Origin of the sequence: Salinimonas sediminis (genome assembly GCF_003429285.1) — a bacterium.
Taxonomy (GTDB): domain Bacteria; phylum Pseudomonadota; class Gammaproteobacteria; order Enterobacterales; family Alteromonadaceae; genus Alteromonas; species Alteromonas indica.
In genome coordinates this window covers 3,126,056-3,143,340 of the sequence record NZ_CP031769.1, presented here as the reverse complement: position 1 = coordinate 3,143,340, position 17,285 = coordinate 3,126,056, and the positions used below count along the sequence as shown (strand labels likewise).

General features: G+C 50.4%; 13 protein-coding genes. 9 read left to right on the top strand and 4 right to left on the bottom strand.

Features of this window, described 5'->3' with window-relative positions:
* Nucleotides 1–1,982 precede the first annotated feature (1,982 nt).
* From D0Y50_RS13940 to D0Y50_RS13925, 4 genes are read right to left on the bottom strand one after another with little or no spacing between them, the layout of a single operon-like run.
* Nucleotides 1,983–2,987: a GNAT family N-acetyltransferase gene (locus D0Y50_RS13940; RefSeq protein ID WP_117317464.1), complete on the bottom strand. Its 1,005-nt coding sequence runs from the start codon at nucleotides 2,985–2,987 to the stop codon at nucleotides 1,983–1,985.
* Between the two features lies 1 nt (nucleotide 2,988).
* Nucleotides 2,989–4,278 (bottom strand): FemAB family XrtA/PEP-CTERM system-associated protein, encoded by a 1,290-nt coding sequence (locus tag D0Y50_RS13935; RefSeq protein ID WP_170145517.1) that lies wholly within the window; start codon nucleotides 4,276–4,278, stop codon nucleotides 2,989–2,991.
* Nucleotides 4,279–4,300: 22 nt separating this feature from the next.
* Nucleotides 4,301–5,491, bottom strand: a complete 1,191-nt coding sequence (locus D0Y50_RS13930) for a DegT/DnrJ/EryC1/StrS family aminotransferase (protein WP_117317460.1) — start codon at nucleotides 5,489–5,491, stop codon at nucleotides 4,301–4,303.
* Nucleotides 5,470–6,687 (bottom strand): glycosyltransferase family 2 protein, encoded by a 1,218-nt coding sequence (locus D0Y50_RS13925; protein WP_232366266.1) that lies wholly within the window; start codon nucleotides 6,685–6,687, stop codon nucleotides 5,470–5,472. The genes D0Y50_RS13930 and D0Y50_RS13925 overlap by 22 nt, the downstream gene beginning before the upstream one ends.
* A gap of 255 nt (nucleotides 6,688–6,942) precedes the next feature.
* On the opposite strand from D0Y50_RS13925, the gene xrt reads away from it, so the two are divergent.
* The 9 genes from xrt to D0Y50_RS13880 all read left to right on the top strand — a co-directional run bounded on the left by xrt (nucleotide 6,943) and on the right by D0Y50_RS13880 (nucleotide 17,278).
* A complete protein-coding gene (xrt, locus tag D0Y50_RS13920; protein WP_117317458.1) occupies nucleotides 6,943–8,397 on the top strand; it encodes an exosortase in 1,455 nt (484 codons plus the stop codon).
* Nucleotides 8,397–9,473 carry a glycosyltransferase gene (locus D0Y50_RS13915; protein ID WP_108565916.1) on the top strand — a complete coding sequence of 359 codons (1,077 nt, stop codon included), beginning with the start codon at nucleotides 8,397–8,399 and terminating at the stop codon, nucleotides 9,471–9,473. Before xrt ends, D0Y50_RS13915 begins: the two co-directional genes overlap by 1 nt.
* A 131-nt stretch (nucleotides 9,474–9,604) precedes the next feature.
* Nucleotides 9,605–10,633: a glycosyltransferase gene (locus D0Y50_RS13910; protein WP_117317456.1), complete on the top strand. Its 1,029-nt coding sequence runs from the start codon at nucleotides 9,605–9,607 to the stop codon at nucleotides 10,631–10,633.
* Nucleotides 10,634–11,602 carry a glycosyltransferase family 2 protein gene (locus tag D0Y50_RS13905; protein WP_117317454.1) on the top strand — a complete coding sequence of 323 codons (969 nt, stop codon included), beginning with the start codon at nucleotides 10,634–10,636 and terminating at the stop codon, nucleotides 11,600–11,602.
* A gap of 106 nt (nucleotides 11,603–11,708) precedes the next feature.
* Nucleotides 11,709–12,833 (top strand): glycosyltransferase family 4 protein, encoded by a 1,125-nt coding sequence (locus D0Y50_RS13900; protein WP_170145516.1) that lies wholly within the window; start codon nucleotides 11,709–11,711, stop codon nucleotides 12,831–12,833.
* A 39-nt stretch (nucleotides 12,834–12,872) separates the two neighbouring features.
* Nucleotides 12,873–13,583: a sulfotransferase family 2 domain-containing protein gene (locus D0Y50_RS13895; RefSeq protein ID WP_117317449.1), complete on the top strand. Its 711-nt coding sequence runs from the start codon at nucleotides 12,873–12,875 to the stop codon at nucleotides 13,581–13,583.
* Nucleotides 13,584–13,658: 75 nt separating this feature from the next.
* On the top strand, nucleotides 13,659–15,485 hold the full coding sequence (locus tag D0Y50_RS13890) for an ABC transporter ATP-binding protein (RefSeq protein WP_108565921.1): 1,827 nt from the start codon (nucleotides 13,659–13,661) through the stop codon (nucleotides 15,483–15,485).
* A 7-nt stretch (nucleotides 15,486–15,492) separates the two neighbouring features.
* A complete protein-coding gene (locus D0Y50_RS13885) occupies nucleotides 15,493–16,362 on the top strand; it encodes a glycosyltransferase (protein ID WP_117317447.1) in 870 nt (289 codons plus the stop codon).
* Nucleotides 16,340–17,278, top strand: coding sequence for a glycosyltransferase family 2 protein (locus tag D0Y50_RS13880; protein ID WP_117317446.1), 939 nt, complete (start codon nucleotides 16,340–16,342; stop codon nucleotides 17,276–17,278). Before D0Y50_RS13885 ends, D0Y50_RS13880 begins: the two co-directional genes overlap by 23 nt.
* Nucleotides 17,279–17,285: the final 7 nt, after the last annotated feature.

Here is a 17,285-nt window from a genome sequence, read left to right as displayed (position 1 = left end):
TGTTTATAGTAAGCATTAGCCGCGTTGGCGGCGGCAACCAGAGGGGCCGCCACAGCCCCTCTGGACTCCCCATGTATGCCCTGACAAACGTAAGCCATTGTTCACCCCGTCAGGCAATCCGAATCAGGCTCGACGCAACATCCTGTTTCGGCGAGCCTTGCCTGCGACATCCCTGTCTAGGCTTCGGTTTGCTTATCTGCCGGGCTGCCCAATACGTTTGATGGGCAGGCTGGGGCGCTATTCTGCTTTTCCTGGTAACTCTGTAGGCCTGCTGGTTATTTTAGACTTATCCCTGCGGGCTGCGGTTTTTGTAGTAAGCATTAGCCGCGTTGGCGGCGGCAACCAGAGGGGCCGCCACGGCCCCTCTGGACTCCCCATGTATGCCCTGACAAACGTAAGCCATTGTTCACCCCGTCAGGCAATCCGAACCAGGCTCGACGCAACATCCTGTTTCGGCGTGACTCACCTATAACATTCCGCCTGCGACATCCCTGTCTAGGCTTCGGTTTGCTTATCTGCCGGGCTGCCCAATACGTTTGATGGGCAGGCAAAGCAGAGATCTCTGTAGCTCTTGCTCGTTTCCCCCTTGTCGTGGGATTCCCCAATCCGGTCAGGAAAAATGCTGGGCAGACGAGGGAAGGAACCCGAGTCAGACCAGGCCGGGGCAGGGAAGCCCCGTCGTGGTCGGTGACCGGCATCTGAGCGGGTAGGGGAATGTTGTCACACGGTAGGGGCGTCCGGGGATTCCCAAGGGGAACGACGTGTTCCCCTTGGGTTGCTGCCGCCAACGCGGCAAATGCCAAATAAACCTTGCGGCCCGCAGGGATAACACCAATAAAAGAGACCAAATCAAAAAACTACCCAAAGAAGCCGGATGTAAAACTAAAACGTAATTCCATCCATTCATGCCCCCTTGTCGTGGGATTCCCCGTGCCGGTCAGAAAGATGCAGGGCAGACGAGGGAAGGAGCTCGAGTCAGACCAGGCCGGGACAGGGAAGCCCCGTCGTGGTCGTTGACCGGTATCTGAGCGGATAGGGGAATGCTTACCCACGGCAGGGGCGTCCGGGGATTCCCAAGGGGAACGACGTGTTCCCCTTGGGTTGCTGCCGCCAACGCGGCAAATGCTAAATAAACCTTGCGGCCCGCAGGGATAACACCAACAAAAGCCCCAGGGCTAAAATCTACCGAAAGAAGCCGGATGTAAAACTAAAAAGTAAGTCCATCCACTTATGTCCCCTTGTCGTGGGATTCCCCAATCCGGTCAGGAAAAATGCCGGACAGACGAGGGAAGGAACCCGAGTCAGACCAGGCCGGGGCAGGGAAGCCCCGTCGTGGTCGGTGACCGGCATCTGAGCGGGTAGGGGAATGTTGTCACACGGCAGGGGCGTCCGGGGATTCCCAAGGGGAACGACGTGTTCCCCTTGGGTTGCTGCCGCCAACGCGGCAAATGCTAAATAAACCTTGCGGCCCGCAGGGATAAAGCCAACAAAAGCCGCCAAAGCAAAAAACTGCCCAAAGTAGCCGGATGTAAAACTAAAACGTAACTCCATCCACTCATGCCCCCCTTGTCGTGGGATTCCCCAATCCGGTCAGTAAAAATGCCGGGCAGACGAGGGAAGGAACCCGAGTCAGACCAGGCCGGGGCAAGGAAGCCCCGTCGTGGTCGGTGACTGGCATCTGAACGGAGTGGGGAATGTAGTTCCACGGCAGGGGCGTCCGGGGATTCCCAAGGGGAACGACGTGTTCCCCTTGGGTTGCCGCCGCCAACGCGGCAAATGCTTAATAAACCTTGCAGCCCGCAGGGATAACGCTAACAAAAGCCGCAAAGTAAAAAACTACCGAAAGTAGCCGGATGTTAAAATTAAAGACAAATTAAAGCTTCGGAAGATTTGGCTGCCACCTGGATATGCCGGATGTAAAACCAAAAGGTGACTCAAACCACAGAGCCCCTTGGGTTGCAGACCGGAACGCGGCAAAGCCCCTAAGCATTCCGCTTTAACCACAAGCGAGTGAACAACGCATCTTTGATATTCATTCCGACACTCGCTTTCACTAAAACCGCAGTCTCGGTGCGCTGAACATTTCCCCAGTCATCCTTATAACTTTCCTCACCGCGCAAAAAATCAATGGCAGAAAGCTGCATATCAGGTAATTGCTGAATAATTTCATGCAGTAAAATTATGCCGGGGGATAACCCGCGCTCTTCGTCACTGGTTACCGGCACGTAGTAATACAGCATATTCTGCTGCTTAAACCCTATGTGGGCTGCCAGATAATTGCCGTCTTTTATAAGGCAGGCTATATGCAGGTGGGCGCGGTAGTCGCGTAGCAATGCTATAACCGACTCCCGCTGCGTAGCCGCTGTTAAGCTGTTGCTACCGTGGCGTTGGGCGCTTTTATCCAGCACCCAGTTAAGCAATGCGTCATCAAATGGCATATCGGTATGCAACTCGATGTCACCGGTTTGTTGTAACTTACGCATACGGCGGCGTGCTTCGCGGGCTACTTTTGCTTTAATCGGCGCGCCGTCTATACGGTACATGGTGTGTTGCCAACTCTGGCAGGTCACCGCATCGCTGTGGGCTAAAAGCGCATCACGCAAGGCGCTGTCCGGATAGTTTATCAGCAAAGAATAGCGCTTAAACCGGCTCGCGGTCAGGCTATTAAGCATCGCTGATACAACCGTTTCCAGCTGCTCAGGGGCACACAATACATGATGATAGTCTGTAAAACGCTGGCACAAGTGACTTAGCACCCGGGTATTAAACCGGCGAGACAGCGATTTTAAGGTCAGCGGTAAAATGCCTACGCAGGTATTGTTCTGCCAGGCACTAATAATTAATGGCGCTTCGCTATTCAACCGGGCCTGATACATACACCAGTTGTAGTCAATAAAGACCGGTGCCTGGCAGGTATCAGCTAAATTTTGCCAGTCAGCTTGCAGGGCCGACATGGCGGCCAGCCCACTGTGAAATTTGATATCCATATCAGGGTAGTTGGCTTGATACGTAGGGGCCAATTTTTCGGGTAAGCCACACGGGCATGCGTTGCCATACACCAATAGCCAGCTTAAATTTTGGATTGTCAGGGTTTAGCGAGTCGCCTGACGGGTGTTGGCTAAACTGATACCAGTGATGCTGATACGGCTCTGCGCCCCATTGTTTTTTAAATCGATAGGTGCCAGCATCTTGTGTAGAGCGACCAAAATCGAACCAGTGCATCCCTTTGTTAATGGCAAACTTCAAAATATTGTCGTAAAGCCACATATTCATGTTCATTTTATTGGCTTCACGAACCGTGGAGGCCCAGGGAATTTCCATCATATTACGATGGCTCAGCAAGAATCCGGTGGCAACAGGCCGGTTATCTACATATGCCACGGCAATATGGGTTTGCTCTGGCAGCTTATCTAACAATAACGCAAAGAAAGCTTTAGCGTTTACCGGCGTGCCAAGGTCGCGCATATTGCGGGCAAACACGGTGTAAAAATCGTCCAGTAATTCTTTACCACCAATTTTAAAGCGAGGCCGATATTCTTCGGCTTTTTTAGCCTGGGCGCGCACTTTAGCCCCTACTTCTTCGTCGAATAACGCAGGGGTATCAGGTAACGCCCGCAGCATCGACACTTTCTTGGTGGATGAGGGATACGCACTTGCCTGCAAAGTACGTATTTCAACGTATTTGAGCTCGCCGCTTTCCCCTTCCTGTTTACACACCCCCAATAGGGCTTCAAACACATCGGTATACTCAGTTACCGGGCCGCCATAATTGAAAAATGGCATAGATACGGCGAAGTTGCCCAGTAGCGGGGTGGTCATAATGATCAGCGGTAAGCCACCAATAATACGATTTTTGCCGTCCCGGGCTAACAACAATTCTGCGGTAGTATGCGGCTGGCTACTGATAAACTCCCAGATTTCCCGACTATGGTAAACTGAGCTACGCGGGTGCTGGGCGGCAAACTGCCACCACTCGTCAGGTACCTTCGCAGCAGCTATCCGGGTAACCTCAAAGCTTTGCCCGAATTGTTTTTTAATCGCGCTAAACTGGGCCGGTAAGACCCGGGGCGGGGCGGCCTGGGTAGTTTCAGTTTCGGCATTGAGCAGCCTTTTTTGCTCGGCTTCCAGCTCTTTTACCCGGCTGCTAACCTGCTGCATTTGTTCAATCAGCGCCGTGTGCTCAGCGCTGCCAGATTCTACTGTTTTAAACTGGCGGGCAATTTTGCCTTTACTTGCTTTTAGTTGCTTTAATTCAGCTTTTACCGAATCTATATCCATGTTGTCCTGCTTACTCATTCAATCATGCAGCCGGTTTATTACTTAGCCACTGGCGCTGTTCATCAATAATGTGAATCATGCGCTGTACATGTTTCGGTTTAACCCCTTTGTGTAAAGGAAGCGTGAGCATACAGTCTGCCAGCTGCTGACAAACCGGCGTGGCAAAAGGGGCCTCTACCAGTTTGTCCATCCCGTCTATGTCGCGTAGCGGCTTTGCATACATTGCCGATGCGCCAAGCCCTGCGTGATTTAATTTATGTAACAGGGTGTCCCGGCTTTGAGCCGACTGGGTTATCAGTGGAAACCGTAATAAGCGTTTGTCACCGGCTTGCTCGGCCCACAGCAAAGGCAAGGCATCTTGCAGGGTTTGCTGAGCGGCCCGGTGCCCCCGTAAATAGGCCAGCACGGCGGCGGGTAAACTATGCTGTCTGGCGGTAGACAAAGCCGTTACGCTGTCCAGTGCATGATAGCGCGTAGCGCCCAAATGCAAGCCCGGCACCCGGCTAAGGGCTCCGTAAAAAAAGGGTTGGCACAATAGGTTAAAGGCCCGGGCCTGCATTTTTAATTTACCTGGATGTTCGTTTACCGCCTCCAGGCTAAGGGTAAAAGAGGGCACCCGCGAGGTGTTCCAAGCCAGCAAACCGCCACCAAGTAAATTTACCGGTTTACCCCGGCCAAACGAGGTAATAAAAAAGTCGGCCTGGTGGGTATCGGCGGGAAGCGGATAGTTTTTTAAACTGGCGCGCTGTCGGTTAATAGCGGTTTCAGGAAACCACTGGGCGTTGTCTTCAATAATCAGAACATCGTCGCCCAGGGTGGCCCGCAATTCAGCTATTGGCATACTAATACCAAATAATGCAGGGCAAATAACGGCGCTAATGCTATCGGCTACCGCTGCCAGTTGTTCGTTATTATACTGGTAGCGGGTATCGGTAAGGTCAAGAATCACCGGCACCGCCCCGGCATACACGCAGGCCGCCACCAGATCCGGGCAGGCATAACCGGGAATCACCACTTTATAGGGCTGGTCGCTGGTTCGTTGGGCCACGTCCCAGCGCAAAATAGCGCCAAGCGCCGCCGTGCCGGAGTTCACTAGTTTATAGTCAAACCCGGCAAAGCTTAAAGGGCTGGGGGCGTAGTCCTGCGACCAGGGTAGCGCCTTGGTACCCACCGGCGGTAATTGATTCCAGCTCATCGGTCCGACGGCTGCCATACCGTCATGCGTTTACCGGATAAAAACTGAATACCGGCATCTAATAAGGCAATATTGACCTGGGTAAAGAAGTAAATAATTTTGGCCCAGGATTTATCCCGTAACGACGCCGACCAATGCGCCGCAATAGCAATACCATAAAACGCCAGTTGGCCCAGATAAGCCAGCACATAAAAGCCGCCTTCATCCATCATGCAAAAAGGGGTAACGATAAACAGCCCCAGCAGGGTCCATGGCACCGTCCAGCGCAGTAATTTATGTGCAAATACCTGGTACGCAAACAACCCGAATTTTGCCGGGTTAAGTACTTCGGTATGACGTTCCAGTGCAGTCATGCCCCGGATTACCGTACGAATTTTGCGGGCGTATTCTTTACTGGGATCCGCCAAATCAGTGTAAAAACCCAATACATCAGGGGCGGTCACGGCTTTGTAACCAGCCTGTACGCAGTTAAGGGCGGTATTAAAATCGCTGGGCGAGTGAATGTCCCACTGCTCGCATACTTCTACCCGCGCCGCGAAAAAGGAGCCGCTCAGCCCAACCAGGCCCGCTAATCGCGACTCCTGCTTGCGCAACCACATCTCATATTTCACATAAGCGCCTTCGCCCGCCACGCTGCCATCTTTGCTTACAAAGCGGTCTTCACTGGATATTGCGCCCACTTCAGGGTCATCAAAATAACGTACCAGTTTTAAAATACCGTCAGGTTCAATGCGCGTGGCAACATCTGAAAACACAATAATGCCGTTATCCACTGTTTTAATGGCAGTAAGCTGTGCGTTTTCTTTGCCCAAACGCTCTTCTGCCCGCACTAGCCGGATATTGCGGTCAGCGTATGACTGCACAATAGTGTCAGTTGCATCGGTAGAACTGTCCGACGCCACCACCAGGGCAAGTTTGCCCTCGGGATACTCCAGCGCCAGGGAATTTTCTATTTTGTCGGTAATTCGCTTTTCTTCGTTATACGCGGTAACGATTAGCGTAACATCAGGGTACTCCTGAGCGTCCTCCACTGTGCCATAAGATCGGTTACGCGCTTTAAACTTGTTCAGTAAAAGCAGGGTAAACGGGTAAATAAAATAACTAAATACAGAAAGTAGTAAGAATAACCAGAATAAAAACGTCATATCCATTTGTTTTAGTGACTGCCCAGGTAGGTAATACTTTACAGAGTATTGCGACTGAAGTACAAACATCTGCACCGGTTAATGCCTTATGTTAACTGGCGCCGATACAGATGGTTAAGTTGCACTAATATACGTAAAGAGTAAGATAAGGCTCATCAAAATTACAGATAATTTTTTACTACTATTTGCGTTATGCCTCATGCCTTTGTGCTAGCGGTCAAAGGGGCCTTCTTAAGCCGCCGACAGCCTGTGAAAACAGGGCGTGGAACACGTGTGGAAGCATAAATATAGCGCCGCAGAAGTAACAGGAATCTTAAGCATCATATGGACACATCAGGTTTAGTATCGTCAGTCAGCTGGAAAGTGCTGGCTGTTATTGTGGCGGCACTGGTCATTACCGGCCTGGCCGTACCCGACACCTACCACACCCTCCACGAACTATGGACCAAAAATAACGAAACCTATTCTCATGGTTATATTTTGCTGGGCTTCGCTATTTATGTACTGGTAACCGATTTTCGCTGGCAGCAGTTTTCGCCGTCTTTTGCATTTGTGCCTTTAGCCTTTGCGGCCGGGCTGGTTTGGCTGGCGGCCGAAGCTGTGCAAATTATGCTGTTCCAAACCCTGGTACTACCCGGCGTTTTATGGTGTGTGCTGGCGGCCATGGTGGGGTTTCGCAACAGCCTGAAAACGCTGGTGCCGGTGATGGCGTTGTATTTAGCGTTGCCTATTATGGATATATTGGTAACGCCGCTGCAAAACCTTACCACCTGGGTGAATACCCGAATGATTCTGGCTACCGGTATTACCGCCTTTATTGAAAACTACGATATTCATATGCCCTACGGCATTATGCGCATTGCCCATGGCTGTGCGGGCTTGAATTACTTATTGGCGGGCATGTGTTTAGGTGTGTTTTACGCTTATTTGAACCTGCAACGGGTTTCGCTACAGCTGAAAGCGGTGGCGCTGATTGTGGTGCTATCTTTGGTAGGCAACTGGATTCGGGTATTTTTGCTAATTCTTATTGGCTACGAGTCTAAAATGCAAAGTGAGCTGGTACACGACCACGGCTTCTTTGGCTGGATAATATTTGCCGTACTGGCGGTGTTTTTCTTCTTTTATGCTAAACGGTTAGAAGCCAAAGATGGTGAATTTACCAGTGTGGGTAGTAAACCCTCACTACCGCTTAACGGCAAAATGCTCGCCGCGGTGGGCTTAACACTTGGCGCCTTTGTGGTGGTGCCTTTGAGCTGGCAGGTACTGCGTAGCGGTATTTCGGCCGATCCGATAAGTGTAACCCTGCCGCAAGGCCTGGCGAAGTTTAAACTTACAGGCCGAACAATAGATTCAGCGGGCGCGGTATACCAGGGCAGCGATGAGAGCCAGTTGTACAGTGCACGGCAAAACGGCTACCGACTAAACTTGATTGTGGCATCGTACCGCAGCCAGAAACAAGGCAAAGAGCTGATTTACTATGCGAACAAACCTGCCGTGAAACTTAGGCAACGCACTACTATCGAAGTAGACAACGTACCACTAAATGTGGCGCAGTCTTCTTCGGCGCAAAAAGTGTTTTGGCTTTATCGGGTAGGCCAGCGTACTACCTTGACCGACATGGATACCAAGCTTGCCCAGCTTACCGGCTTGCTGAACACGCCGGTGGTTAGCGTATTTGCGCTACAGGTGAGCTGCCCGAGAACCTGCCCGGCGACTGCGCAAATCACTAAAGATTTAGCGTCAGAACTTAGCGCATTAGAACGTATAGAGGTGCGCTAATGAAAATAATGCAAATAGTGTCGGGCGATAAATGGGCCGGCGCGGAAGTACAGGTATGGACATTATGTGCGCAGCTGGTACGTCAGGGCCATCAGGTGAATGCGGTGGTATTGAACCCCGGCCGATTAGCCGAGCAGCTGATGGCAGCCGGAGTGACGGTAACCGTACTTGATGAAACCCGCTTTGGTTTTAAAACCTTATTGAACAAAATTAAGCTGGAGCTGCGCCGGGTTCAGCCCGACGTGGTGCATACCCACCGCCAGAAAGAAAATATTCTGGGTTCCGTGGCCAACCGTTTAACCGTACGCGCCCGATGCTTTCGTACCGTCCATGGTGCGCCAGAATTTACCCCCAGCGCCAAACAGCGTATTCAAATTGCCCTGGACACCTACTGTGGCCGATATTTGCAACATGGCGTGATCAGTGTGTCTGACGAGCTAACCCAAAAGCTGGCTGGGCGTTTTTCGGCCTCCCGTATACATACCATAGCTAATGGAATTAGCACTAAAGACGTACAAAGCGATGCTGCTAACAATAAAGTTGAACCGGTAGACGAAAATTACGTACACATAGGGTTTGTAGGCAGGCTGGAGCCGGTAAAGCGGGTAGACTTGTTTATTGGCACTGCGGCCAAACTGTGCGAGCAGCGGAAGCCCGAAGACGGTAAACCATTGCGTTTTCATATATTTGGTGACGGTTCGCTACACGCTACTCTGGTGCAACAAGCGCAGCAGGCAGGTATCAGCGACAATATCGTGTTTCACGGCCATACTGATGTGGTACGTAGCTGGATTAGCCAGATGAACTTTTTGCTGATGCCCTCCGACCATGAAGGTTTGCCCATGACGGCGCTGGAAAGCCTGGCATTAGGTGTGCCGCTGGTAGCGCATGCCACCGGCGGGCTGAAACCTTTGCTAAGCGAGGCCTTTGCCGCCGGCCTGGTAAGCGATCACAGTGTGCAGGGCTACACTGCGCAAATGCAGCAGGTGCTGGATAAACCCTGGTCGGTTAGTTTACCTGCGGCCTATAGTGCCGCCACCAGTGCACAGCATTATTGTACCTTGTACGCCGGGTAATAACGCGTCACTATTATGCGCCGGTTACGCCGTTAAATGCGTGTAATCGCCGGGCCCCAAAGGGCCATATTTATTTGTGTGCAGCCGTGGCGCACACAACACCATGCAGTAATTAAGGGATGTGCCTTTAGATGAAGGTTTTATTGGTTTTTCCAAACCGCGTTCAGCGTAATTTTAAAGACATAGAAGCGGGTATTGCACCCAAAGAAAGGCTATACGGCTTTTATGAGCTGATGAAAAATCCTGACTACACCATACTGGACTCAGACTCCCGCTTTGAAGGCCTTAGCAATAAGGTTATTCCTTTTTTACGCGGTTATGGCATTAATCTGGTCGACCTTAAAACGGTATTCAAAATTGCCAAAGTCGATGTGGTGGTAGTTAAAGATAATGTCTCTTCCATGGTTAGCGCTGCGGCCGCGCTATTCGGTAAGCCAGTGGTTTATTACGACTCACTGTTTCCCATTCCGCAAATGAAAATAAAACAGTTCTTTCTTAAGCGTTGTTTGGCGTCTTGTACGCGCATTGTGGGCTATAACCATCAACAGGTAGAAGATTACGAGCAAAAGCTGGGGCTTAGCTTGCTGCCCAAATACAAGCATCTGGAATTTTTGCTTGATGAAGAGTTCTATAACTCGGTATTCGACAACGCCCCCGAACCGACCGAGCATGATTACCTGTTAAGTATCGGCCGCGACGTAGGGCGCGACTTCGCAACACTGGTAAAGGCCAGCGAGCAAACCGGGGTTAAGGTAAAAATAGTTACCTTACCGTATTTGCTGAACGGGATTACCCTGCCAGACAATGTCGAAATACTGCAGAATATCAGCTACGAAGCCTTATTTACTTTGTACAAAGGCGCCCGTGGGGTGGTGGTGCCGCTTAAAAAAGGGCTGTCGTATGCGTCGGGTATTCGGGCCATTATGGAAAGCCTGGTATTAAAAAAACCATCGATTGTCAGTAATACCCCGTTTGTTGAAAATAACTGTCTGGACTACCCCAATATTATTCCGGTAGACCCAGAAAACGTAGCCCAAATGGTAGCTGCTATTGAGCATGTATATCGCAGCGACGACAACCTGGATGAATATGAATCAGAATTACCCAGCTATGCCCAAACACATCGCGAAATAAGCCAGATGCTGGCGGAGTTACGCTAAATGGCAGGTTCGGACATTCTGGTGAGCATTGTAATGCCGTGCTACAACTATGCGCCTTACCTGGCCCAGGCCATTGCTAGCGTAGAGCAGCAAACCCTCACAAACTGGCAGCTGATTGTGGTGAACGACGGCTCTACCGACAATACCATGGAGGTGTTGGAGGCATACCAAAACCAGCCAAACATTATCGTTATCGATAAACCTAACGGCGGGGTGTCGTCGGCGCGCAACCGGGGTATGGCCCAGGCCACCGGCAAATATATTGCGTTTTTAGATGCCGATGATATCTGGCAACCGCATAAGCTGGAAAAAGTCGTCACGGCAATGGAGGCGCACAATGCCTGGTTTGGCGCATCTGATTTTGGCCGCTTTTCGGCAACCAGTGAAGATTTTGGTAAATTCAGTGACTACTGCCAGCCGCTGCGGGCATTATCTGCCACCGCCAGTGATGGCGTGTTGAGCTTTGATACGCCGTTGGCCGTGTTCACCGAAACGCTGGAGATGCCCTGGTATCCGTCTGCCAATGTTGTATTGCGCGCGGCCTGCCCTGAGCAGGGCTTTGATGAAAGCATGAAGCTGGGCGAAGACCTGGACTTTTTTGTCCGGCTTTGGGCCCGAGGACCGGCCGTATTTATTACCGAGCCTCTGCTTAAACTGCGGGTACACGATGCTAATGCCAGTAAGAACAGCACTAACCATACATTGCTGGTATTAAAAATTTTGCATCGCCAACAGCAACTGCTGCCAGCCGACCATGCAGGTACGGCCGCGCGGCGGATCCTTACTGCGCGCATTAAAGCACTACTGGGCGCACGCGGCTTATTAAAGAAAAAAGTGTCAGCAGAAGATGCCCGCTGGCTTAAGCAGCGTTACCCGTATTATTTGCGTCATACCGGCAATATAAAATTGCTGGCTAAGCTGGCGTATAACTATGTATCACTATGGTTATTGAAAAGCCGCACATTGTGATGATAAATAGTCGCACAGCGGCGTCTGATGCATTATATTCGCGCCCATTGGTAAACAACAAAACGGTCGGGGTATGTTACCCAGGGCCAAAGGTAAGCATTCGTATATGAAAATGCTGGTTGCAGTGAAAAAAGATGAAGGTGCGTTAAGCCCTTCCGAGACCTTCCTTCGGTTGCACATTACCAAAGTTACCGGCGTGGTGGATGGCCTGATTGGTAATCCGGGAAAACGCCGGTTTCATTATTCAGGCGCAAGCCTGATGCCGCAGAACTTGGCCTATAAGGTGGTGAAAAATCTGACCCGCATGGTGGCGGGTGAAAATCATTATTTCAGCGATAGCCGCGTATTAGCCCGTTATTTAACCAAACACAATATTGATATTGTGCTGGCCGAATATGGCTCGACCGCCGTTGAGGTAATGGATGCTTGCCGCCTGGCTAAGGTGAAACTGGTGGCGCATTTTCATGGCTGGGACGCTTATGCTGATGAAATGCTCGCCCAATATGGCCAGGCTTATACCCGTTTGTTTGAGCAGGCCGCACATATCATTGCGGTGTCACGGCATATGCAGGCGCAGTTGGAATCGCTGGGGTGCCCGGCCCATAAAATCACGGTAAACCCGTGCGGTGCGGATATCAGTGATACGCTGGAACGTACCGGCCAAACCACTCAGGTACGCGACTTTATTATTGTGGGCAGGCTAACCCCGAAAAAGGCGCCGTTGGTTTCCTTGGAGGCATTTCATCGTATATTACGTACCACTGCCGATGCTCGCCTGCATATTATTGGCGACGGCCCCCTTATGGCACCTTGCGAAGAGTATGTGAAACAACACGGTTTGGCCCAGCAAGTGATATTTCACGGCGCGCAGGGGCACGACTACGTTATTGAAAAGCTCCAGCAAAGCGACTGTTTTTTACAGCATTCAGTGGTTGCGCCCAATGGTGACCATGAAGGAACGCCGGTGTCGGTACTCGAAGCCATGTTATTGGGCTTGCCTACCATTGCTACCCGCCATGCTGGCATAAATGATGTTATTACCCATCAGCAAACCGGTTTTATGGTCGACGAGCATGACATTGACGAAATGACCGCGCAAATGCAGTTTGTTATTGATAACCCGGCGGTAGCCTTTGCGATTGGACAGGCAGCCCGCAAGCATGTACTGGCCAACCATACGGCCGGTATCAATATTATGAATATAGAGAAAATGCTATCATCGCTGCGCTAATCAGCGTGATGACGTGATTGTTATTATTTCGAGGATGCTATGCCGGTTTTTCAGTTAGAACAAAAGAACGTGGTATTTGTGCACATTCCCAAAACCGGGGGAAGTTCGATAGACGACTGGTTATTTGATTTTGCCGGGTGTACCAGAATGCTTTTCAACCCGCAGCCATTGCCGGATATGACCGCTACACCGCAACACATTTGCTACCAGACCATTGTGGGTCTGCTAGGCCCGCAGATGGCCATAGATTATAGCTTTGCGGTAGTGCGTAATCCTTTTAAACGGTTGGAAAGTGAATATAAATACCGGCTGGATTTGGGCCTGCTGGCAGGCCATGCAAACCCGGAAAGCCTGTTTCCGGAGTGGGTGGCCTATGCGTTGGATAAGGCGCGTAGCACACCCCATATGCTGGATAACCACTTGCGCCCACAAAGTTATTTTGTCGCGCCTGAGGTGGACATATTTAAGTTTGAAGACGGCCTTAACGAGGCGTCCCAGGCAATATCTCAACGGTTGGGATTAACCGGGCAGTTACTGCCAGCGGTACCCAATACGAAAATCAGTAAAAAGCGTCACCTTCAGTGGAACGCCAATAGTATTGAACGGGTACAGCAGTTTTATGCCACTGACTTTACCCAGTTTGGTTACAGCGCCGAGCCAACAGGATTAGATATCCGTGCTGGCAAACAACTTACCAGCCTGGCCCGGCGGCTTTATCATTTTGATAGAAAACATAAAAAGACCGCGTAGCCACGTGGTTAATGGTTTTGAATACATTTATCCCAGGCTTGCCAGGCAGTCTACAATAAAGAGAACGTAGAGATTATGCTCGACAATATTAAAGCGTTATTTTCCATGTTGAATAAGCAACAGAAACGCAGAATTTATATTCTGCAGGTACTGTTTCTTATTTCAGCGATTGCGCAAATTGCAACGATAGGCAGTATAGCGCCGTTTATCGCACTGATATCCACCCCCGAAATTCTTGAAACCAGTGAAGCCTTTGCCACGGTATATGCGCTGTCGCCGGCGGAAAGTTATTACGAGTTTCTGATTTTCTATTCGGCGCTGGTGTGTGTGGTGATTTTCTTCGGTAACCTGTTGTCGGCAGTGGTACTGTGGTTTTCCTACCGGGTAACCGTAGATACCGGTGCCCAGCTTCAGCGCCGCTTGTTCAATCAATATATGTCGAACCAGTTCATCTATTTTATGAAGAACAGCGGCAGCCATATGATTTCAAAAATTGGCAACCAGATTCCGCGCATGATCTATATGGTGTTGCAGCCATTAATGCAGCTTATTTCGCAGTTCTTCATTGTTAGCCTGATTATTTTAACGCTGTTTGTGGTTGATCCGGTGCTATCTATCATCACCGCGATTATCGTAAGCGCAGTGTATGTGGTGATATTCTTTACCGTACGTAAAAAGACGGTGGAAGCGGGCGAAATCACCACTTACGTTAACCAGAAGAAGCTGGAAATACTGCAAGAAAGTATTAAAGGTATTCGTGACGTTAAATTGCTGCATGTTGAAAAGTGGTACGAAGAACAACTGGACGATACCACCCGTATGGGCTTGCGCGCTAACTCTTATGTGGCGCTGGCCGGTGATTTACCGCGCTTTATTGTAGAAACCATTATATTTTTGGCCATTGTTGGATTAGCGCTATTTTTGCTGATTACCGAAGGGTCGAACACCTCGATTGTGCAAACCTTAAGTTTTTATGCCATGGCGGGTTATAAAATTCTGCCAGCTGCGCAAACTATTTATAAGTCGCTTACTATGCTACGTACCCACGGCAAAGTGGTTAACCGTGTGCGCGATGAATTTATTGATGCTGCCAAAGACGCGGTACCAGATAGTGAACTCAACAGTAGCCTGAGCGGTGAACGCTTGCCGTTCAAACAGCGTTTTGAAATGAATAATGTGGTTTACGCCTATCCGGGTGAAGCGCAACCAGCCATTAAAGACCTGACCATGACCATAGAGGCGAACAGCCTGGTGGCATTTGTTGGAGCATCGGGGGCGGGTAAATCAACCATTGCCAACCTGGTGTGTGGATTGATATCGCACAAGCAAGGGGAAATTTTGCTCGATGGTCAGCCGCTGACCAACGACAACGTAAAAGCCTGGCAACGCAATATTGGCTACGTGCCGCAAAATGTCTTTTTGATAAACGAGTCGGTGGCTAAAAACATTACCTTTGGTATTCCCGATGACGAGATAGATCTGGAGCGGGTGAAGTCGGCAGCGCAAAAAGCCAATATTGACGGCTTTATTGAGGGCTTAAGTGACGGCTACGACACTGTGGTAGGCGAAAATGGCGACTTATTATCAGGCGGGCAAAAGCAGCGTTTGGCCATAGCCCGTGCATTGTATAAGAACCCCAGTGTATTGATTATGGACGAAGCCACCAGTGCCTTGGATAACATTACCGAACGGAACATCCTGGCGGAAATTCGCAAGTTATCGAAGTCGATGACAGTGATTATGATTGCTCACAGACTGTCGACAGTAGAACACTGTGACAATATATTTATTTTGGCTGACGGTAACATTACCGAGCAGGGCACCTACAATCAGCTACTGGAAAGTTCGGCATACTTTAAAGAGCTGGTGTACGGCAAAGAAGAAGACGCACAGCAGGCATAATGCATATATGATTTCCGTGGTTATTTGTACGTACAACCGGGCGCAAGCCTTAAAATTATGCTTAGAGTCTTTTACGCGCATTGAGTTTGCGCATGACTGGGAGCTGGTGCTGGTAGATAACAACAGCTCTGATCACACCCAGCAGGTAGTGCAAGAGGTTAAGCAGGCCACTGGCCTGCCGATTAAGCTGGTCACCGAGAAACGCCAGGGGCTGGGCTATGCGCGTAACTGTGGACTGGCCGCCACCCAGTATCCTATTGTGGCGTATACCGATGATGACTGCTATCCCCAGGCCGACTACCTCACCCAGATAGTAAACAACTTTGAGCTGCACGACATTGGCTTTGTGGGCGGCCGGGTACTGTTACACGACCCAACCGACCTGGAGTTAACGGTCCAGTTCTCGACCACTACCGAGTTCTTTACACCGACCTCTTATATGCGGGCCGGGGTGATACACGGGGCTAATTTTGCGTTTAAACGTGAACTGTTGATTCGCGCCGATGGGTTTGATCCAAACCTGGGGGCGGGCTCGCCCTTCAAGGCAGCTGAAGATACCGACTTGCTTACCGAATGTCAGCGGCTGGGCGCCACTGGCAAGTACGCCCCGGAAATTGTTGTATCGCATCATCATGGCCGCAAAACACAGGCAGAGTATCATTCCTTAATGCACTCGTATGATATAGGCCGTGGTGCCTTTTACGCCAAGCGGGTGTTTTTCAGCCCCGGCCGGCGCTTACGTACTGCCAAATACTGGTTTTATTGCATGCGTCATCAGCGCTGGGCCATGACCAAAACTGAGCTGAAAACCGCCTGGACGTATATTTGTCGGCGCTTAACCAATAAGCTGGATTATGCACCCAAACACCTCTCCTGATTCGGCCCTGGTTACGGCCATAATCACTACCTACAAAGGTGCCGATACCGTAGCAATTGCGGCGCAAAGTGTACTAACGCAAACACATGCCCAGGTTGAGGTTATTGTAGTAGACGACAACGGCCAGGGCAGCCCGGCCCAACAGCAAACCCAAGCCGCTTTAGCAGCCCTTAACGATAGCCGGATACGCTATGTACCGCATCAGCACAATAGTAACGGCGCGGTAGCCAGAAACACCGGCATTGACGCTGCTAAAGGGCAATACATTTGCTTTTTGGACGATGACGATGTGTATTTGCCCGAACGCATTGCTGAGTCGGTACGCTATTTAACCGACAATCCGGCATTGGCGGGGGTATGTGTAGGGGTAGAGGTTCACTATTCTGCCACCCATATTTCCACGGTGGCTATGCATCAGCCGATTACCGCAGCGCGGGTATTAACCGATGAAATGTGCATAGGCACTGGCAGCAACCTGTTTTTTAGCCGCAAGGTGTTTGACCAGGGGCTGCGTTTTGATACTGCGTTTAGGCGCCACCAGGACCTGGAGTTTGTATTGTGTGTACTGCGCCAATACCAGATAGGCAACCTGGACCAGGTGCTGGTGATAAAAAAAAGCAACGCCACCAGTAACATTCCAGACTACCGCAATTTTCGTGCAGCAAAACAAATGTATTTTACAAAGTTTGCGCCTGAAATTGCTGGGTTATCTGCCGCGCAGCGCAACCTGTTTTATAAAACCCACTATCGCTTATTGCTGGATATTGCCGAGCACGAAGGTAACCGCAAGAATATTCTGACCGCGTACAAAGACTGCCTGCAACATGGGGTGTTTTATGTGGGCGATATCGCTTCGGTATTGCTGGGCCGCAAAAACTATCAAAAGTTAAAACAGCGCATTGCCGGCAGCCGTTAACCCAGCC

Excerpts from the sequence above, each read along its gene's own strand:
- D0Y50_RS13940 (WP_117317464.1), bottom strand. The coding sequence starts at position 2,987 with ATGGATATCAAATTTCACAGTGGGCTGGCCGCCATGTCGGCCCTGCAA.
- D0Y50_RS13935 (WP_170145517.1), bottom strand. The coding sequence starts at position 4,278 with ATGGATATAGATTCGGTAAAAGCTGAATTAAAGCAACTAAAAGCAAGT.
- D0Y50_RS13930 (WP_117317460.1), bottom strand. The coding sequence starts at position 5,491 with ATGGCAGCCGTCGGACCGATGAGCTGGAATCAATTACCGCCGGTGGGT.
- D0Y50_RS13925 (WP_232366266.1), bottom strand. The coding sequence starts at position 6,687 with ATGTTTGTACTTCAGTCGCAATACTCTGTAAAGTATTACCTACCTGGG.
- xrt (WP_117317458.1), top strand. The coding sequence starts at position 6,943 with ATGGACACATCAGGTTTAGTATCGTCAGTCAGCTGGAAAGTGCTGGCT.
- D0Y50_RS13915 (WP_108565916.1), top strand. The coding sequence starts at position 8,397 with ATGAAAATAATGCAAATAGTGTCGGGCGATAAATGGGCCGGCGCGGAA.
- D0Y50_RS13910 (WP_117317456.1), top strand. The coding sequence starts at position 9,605 with ATGAAGGTTTTATTGGTTTTTCCAAACCGCGTTCAGCGTAATTTTAAA.
- D0Y50_RS13905 (WP_117317454.1), top strand. The coding sequence starts at position 10,634 with ATGGCAGGTTCGGACATTCTGGTGAGCATTGTAATGCCGTGCTACAAC.
- D0Y50_RS13900 (WP_170145516.1), top strand. The coding sequence starts at position 11,709 with ATGAAAATGCTGGTTGCAGTGAAAAAAGATGAAGGTGCGTTAAGCCCT.
- D0Y50_RS13895 (WP_117317449.1), top strand. The coding sequence starts at position 12,873 with ATGCCGGTTTTTCAGTTAGAACAAAAGAACGTGGTATTTGTGCACATT.
- D0Y50_RS13890 (WP_108565921.1), top strand. The coding sequence starts at position 13,659 with ATGCTCGACAATATTAAAGCGTTATTTTCCATGTTGAATAAGCAACAG.
- D0Y50_RS13885 (WP_117317447.1), top strand. The coding sequence starts at position 15,493 with ATGATTTCCGTGGTTATTTGTACGTACAACCGGGCGCAAGCCTTAAAA.
- D0Y50_RS13880 (WP_117317446.1), top strand. The coding sequence starts at position 16,340 with ATGCACCCAAACACCTCTCCTGATTCGGCCCTGGTTACGGCCATAATC.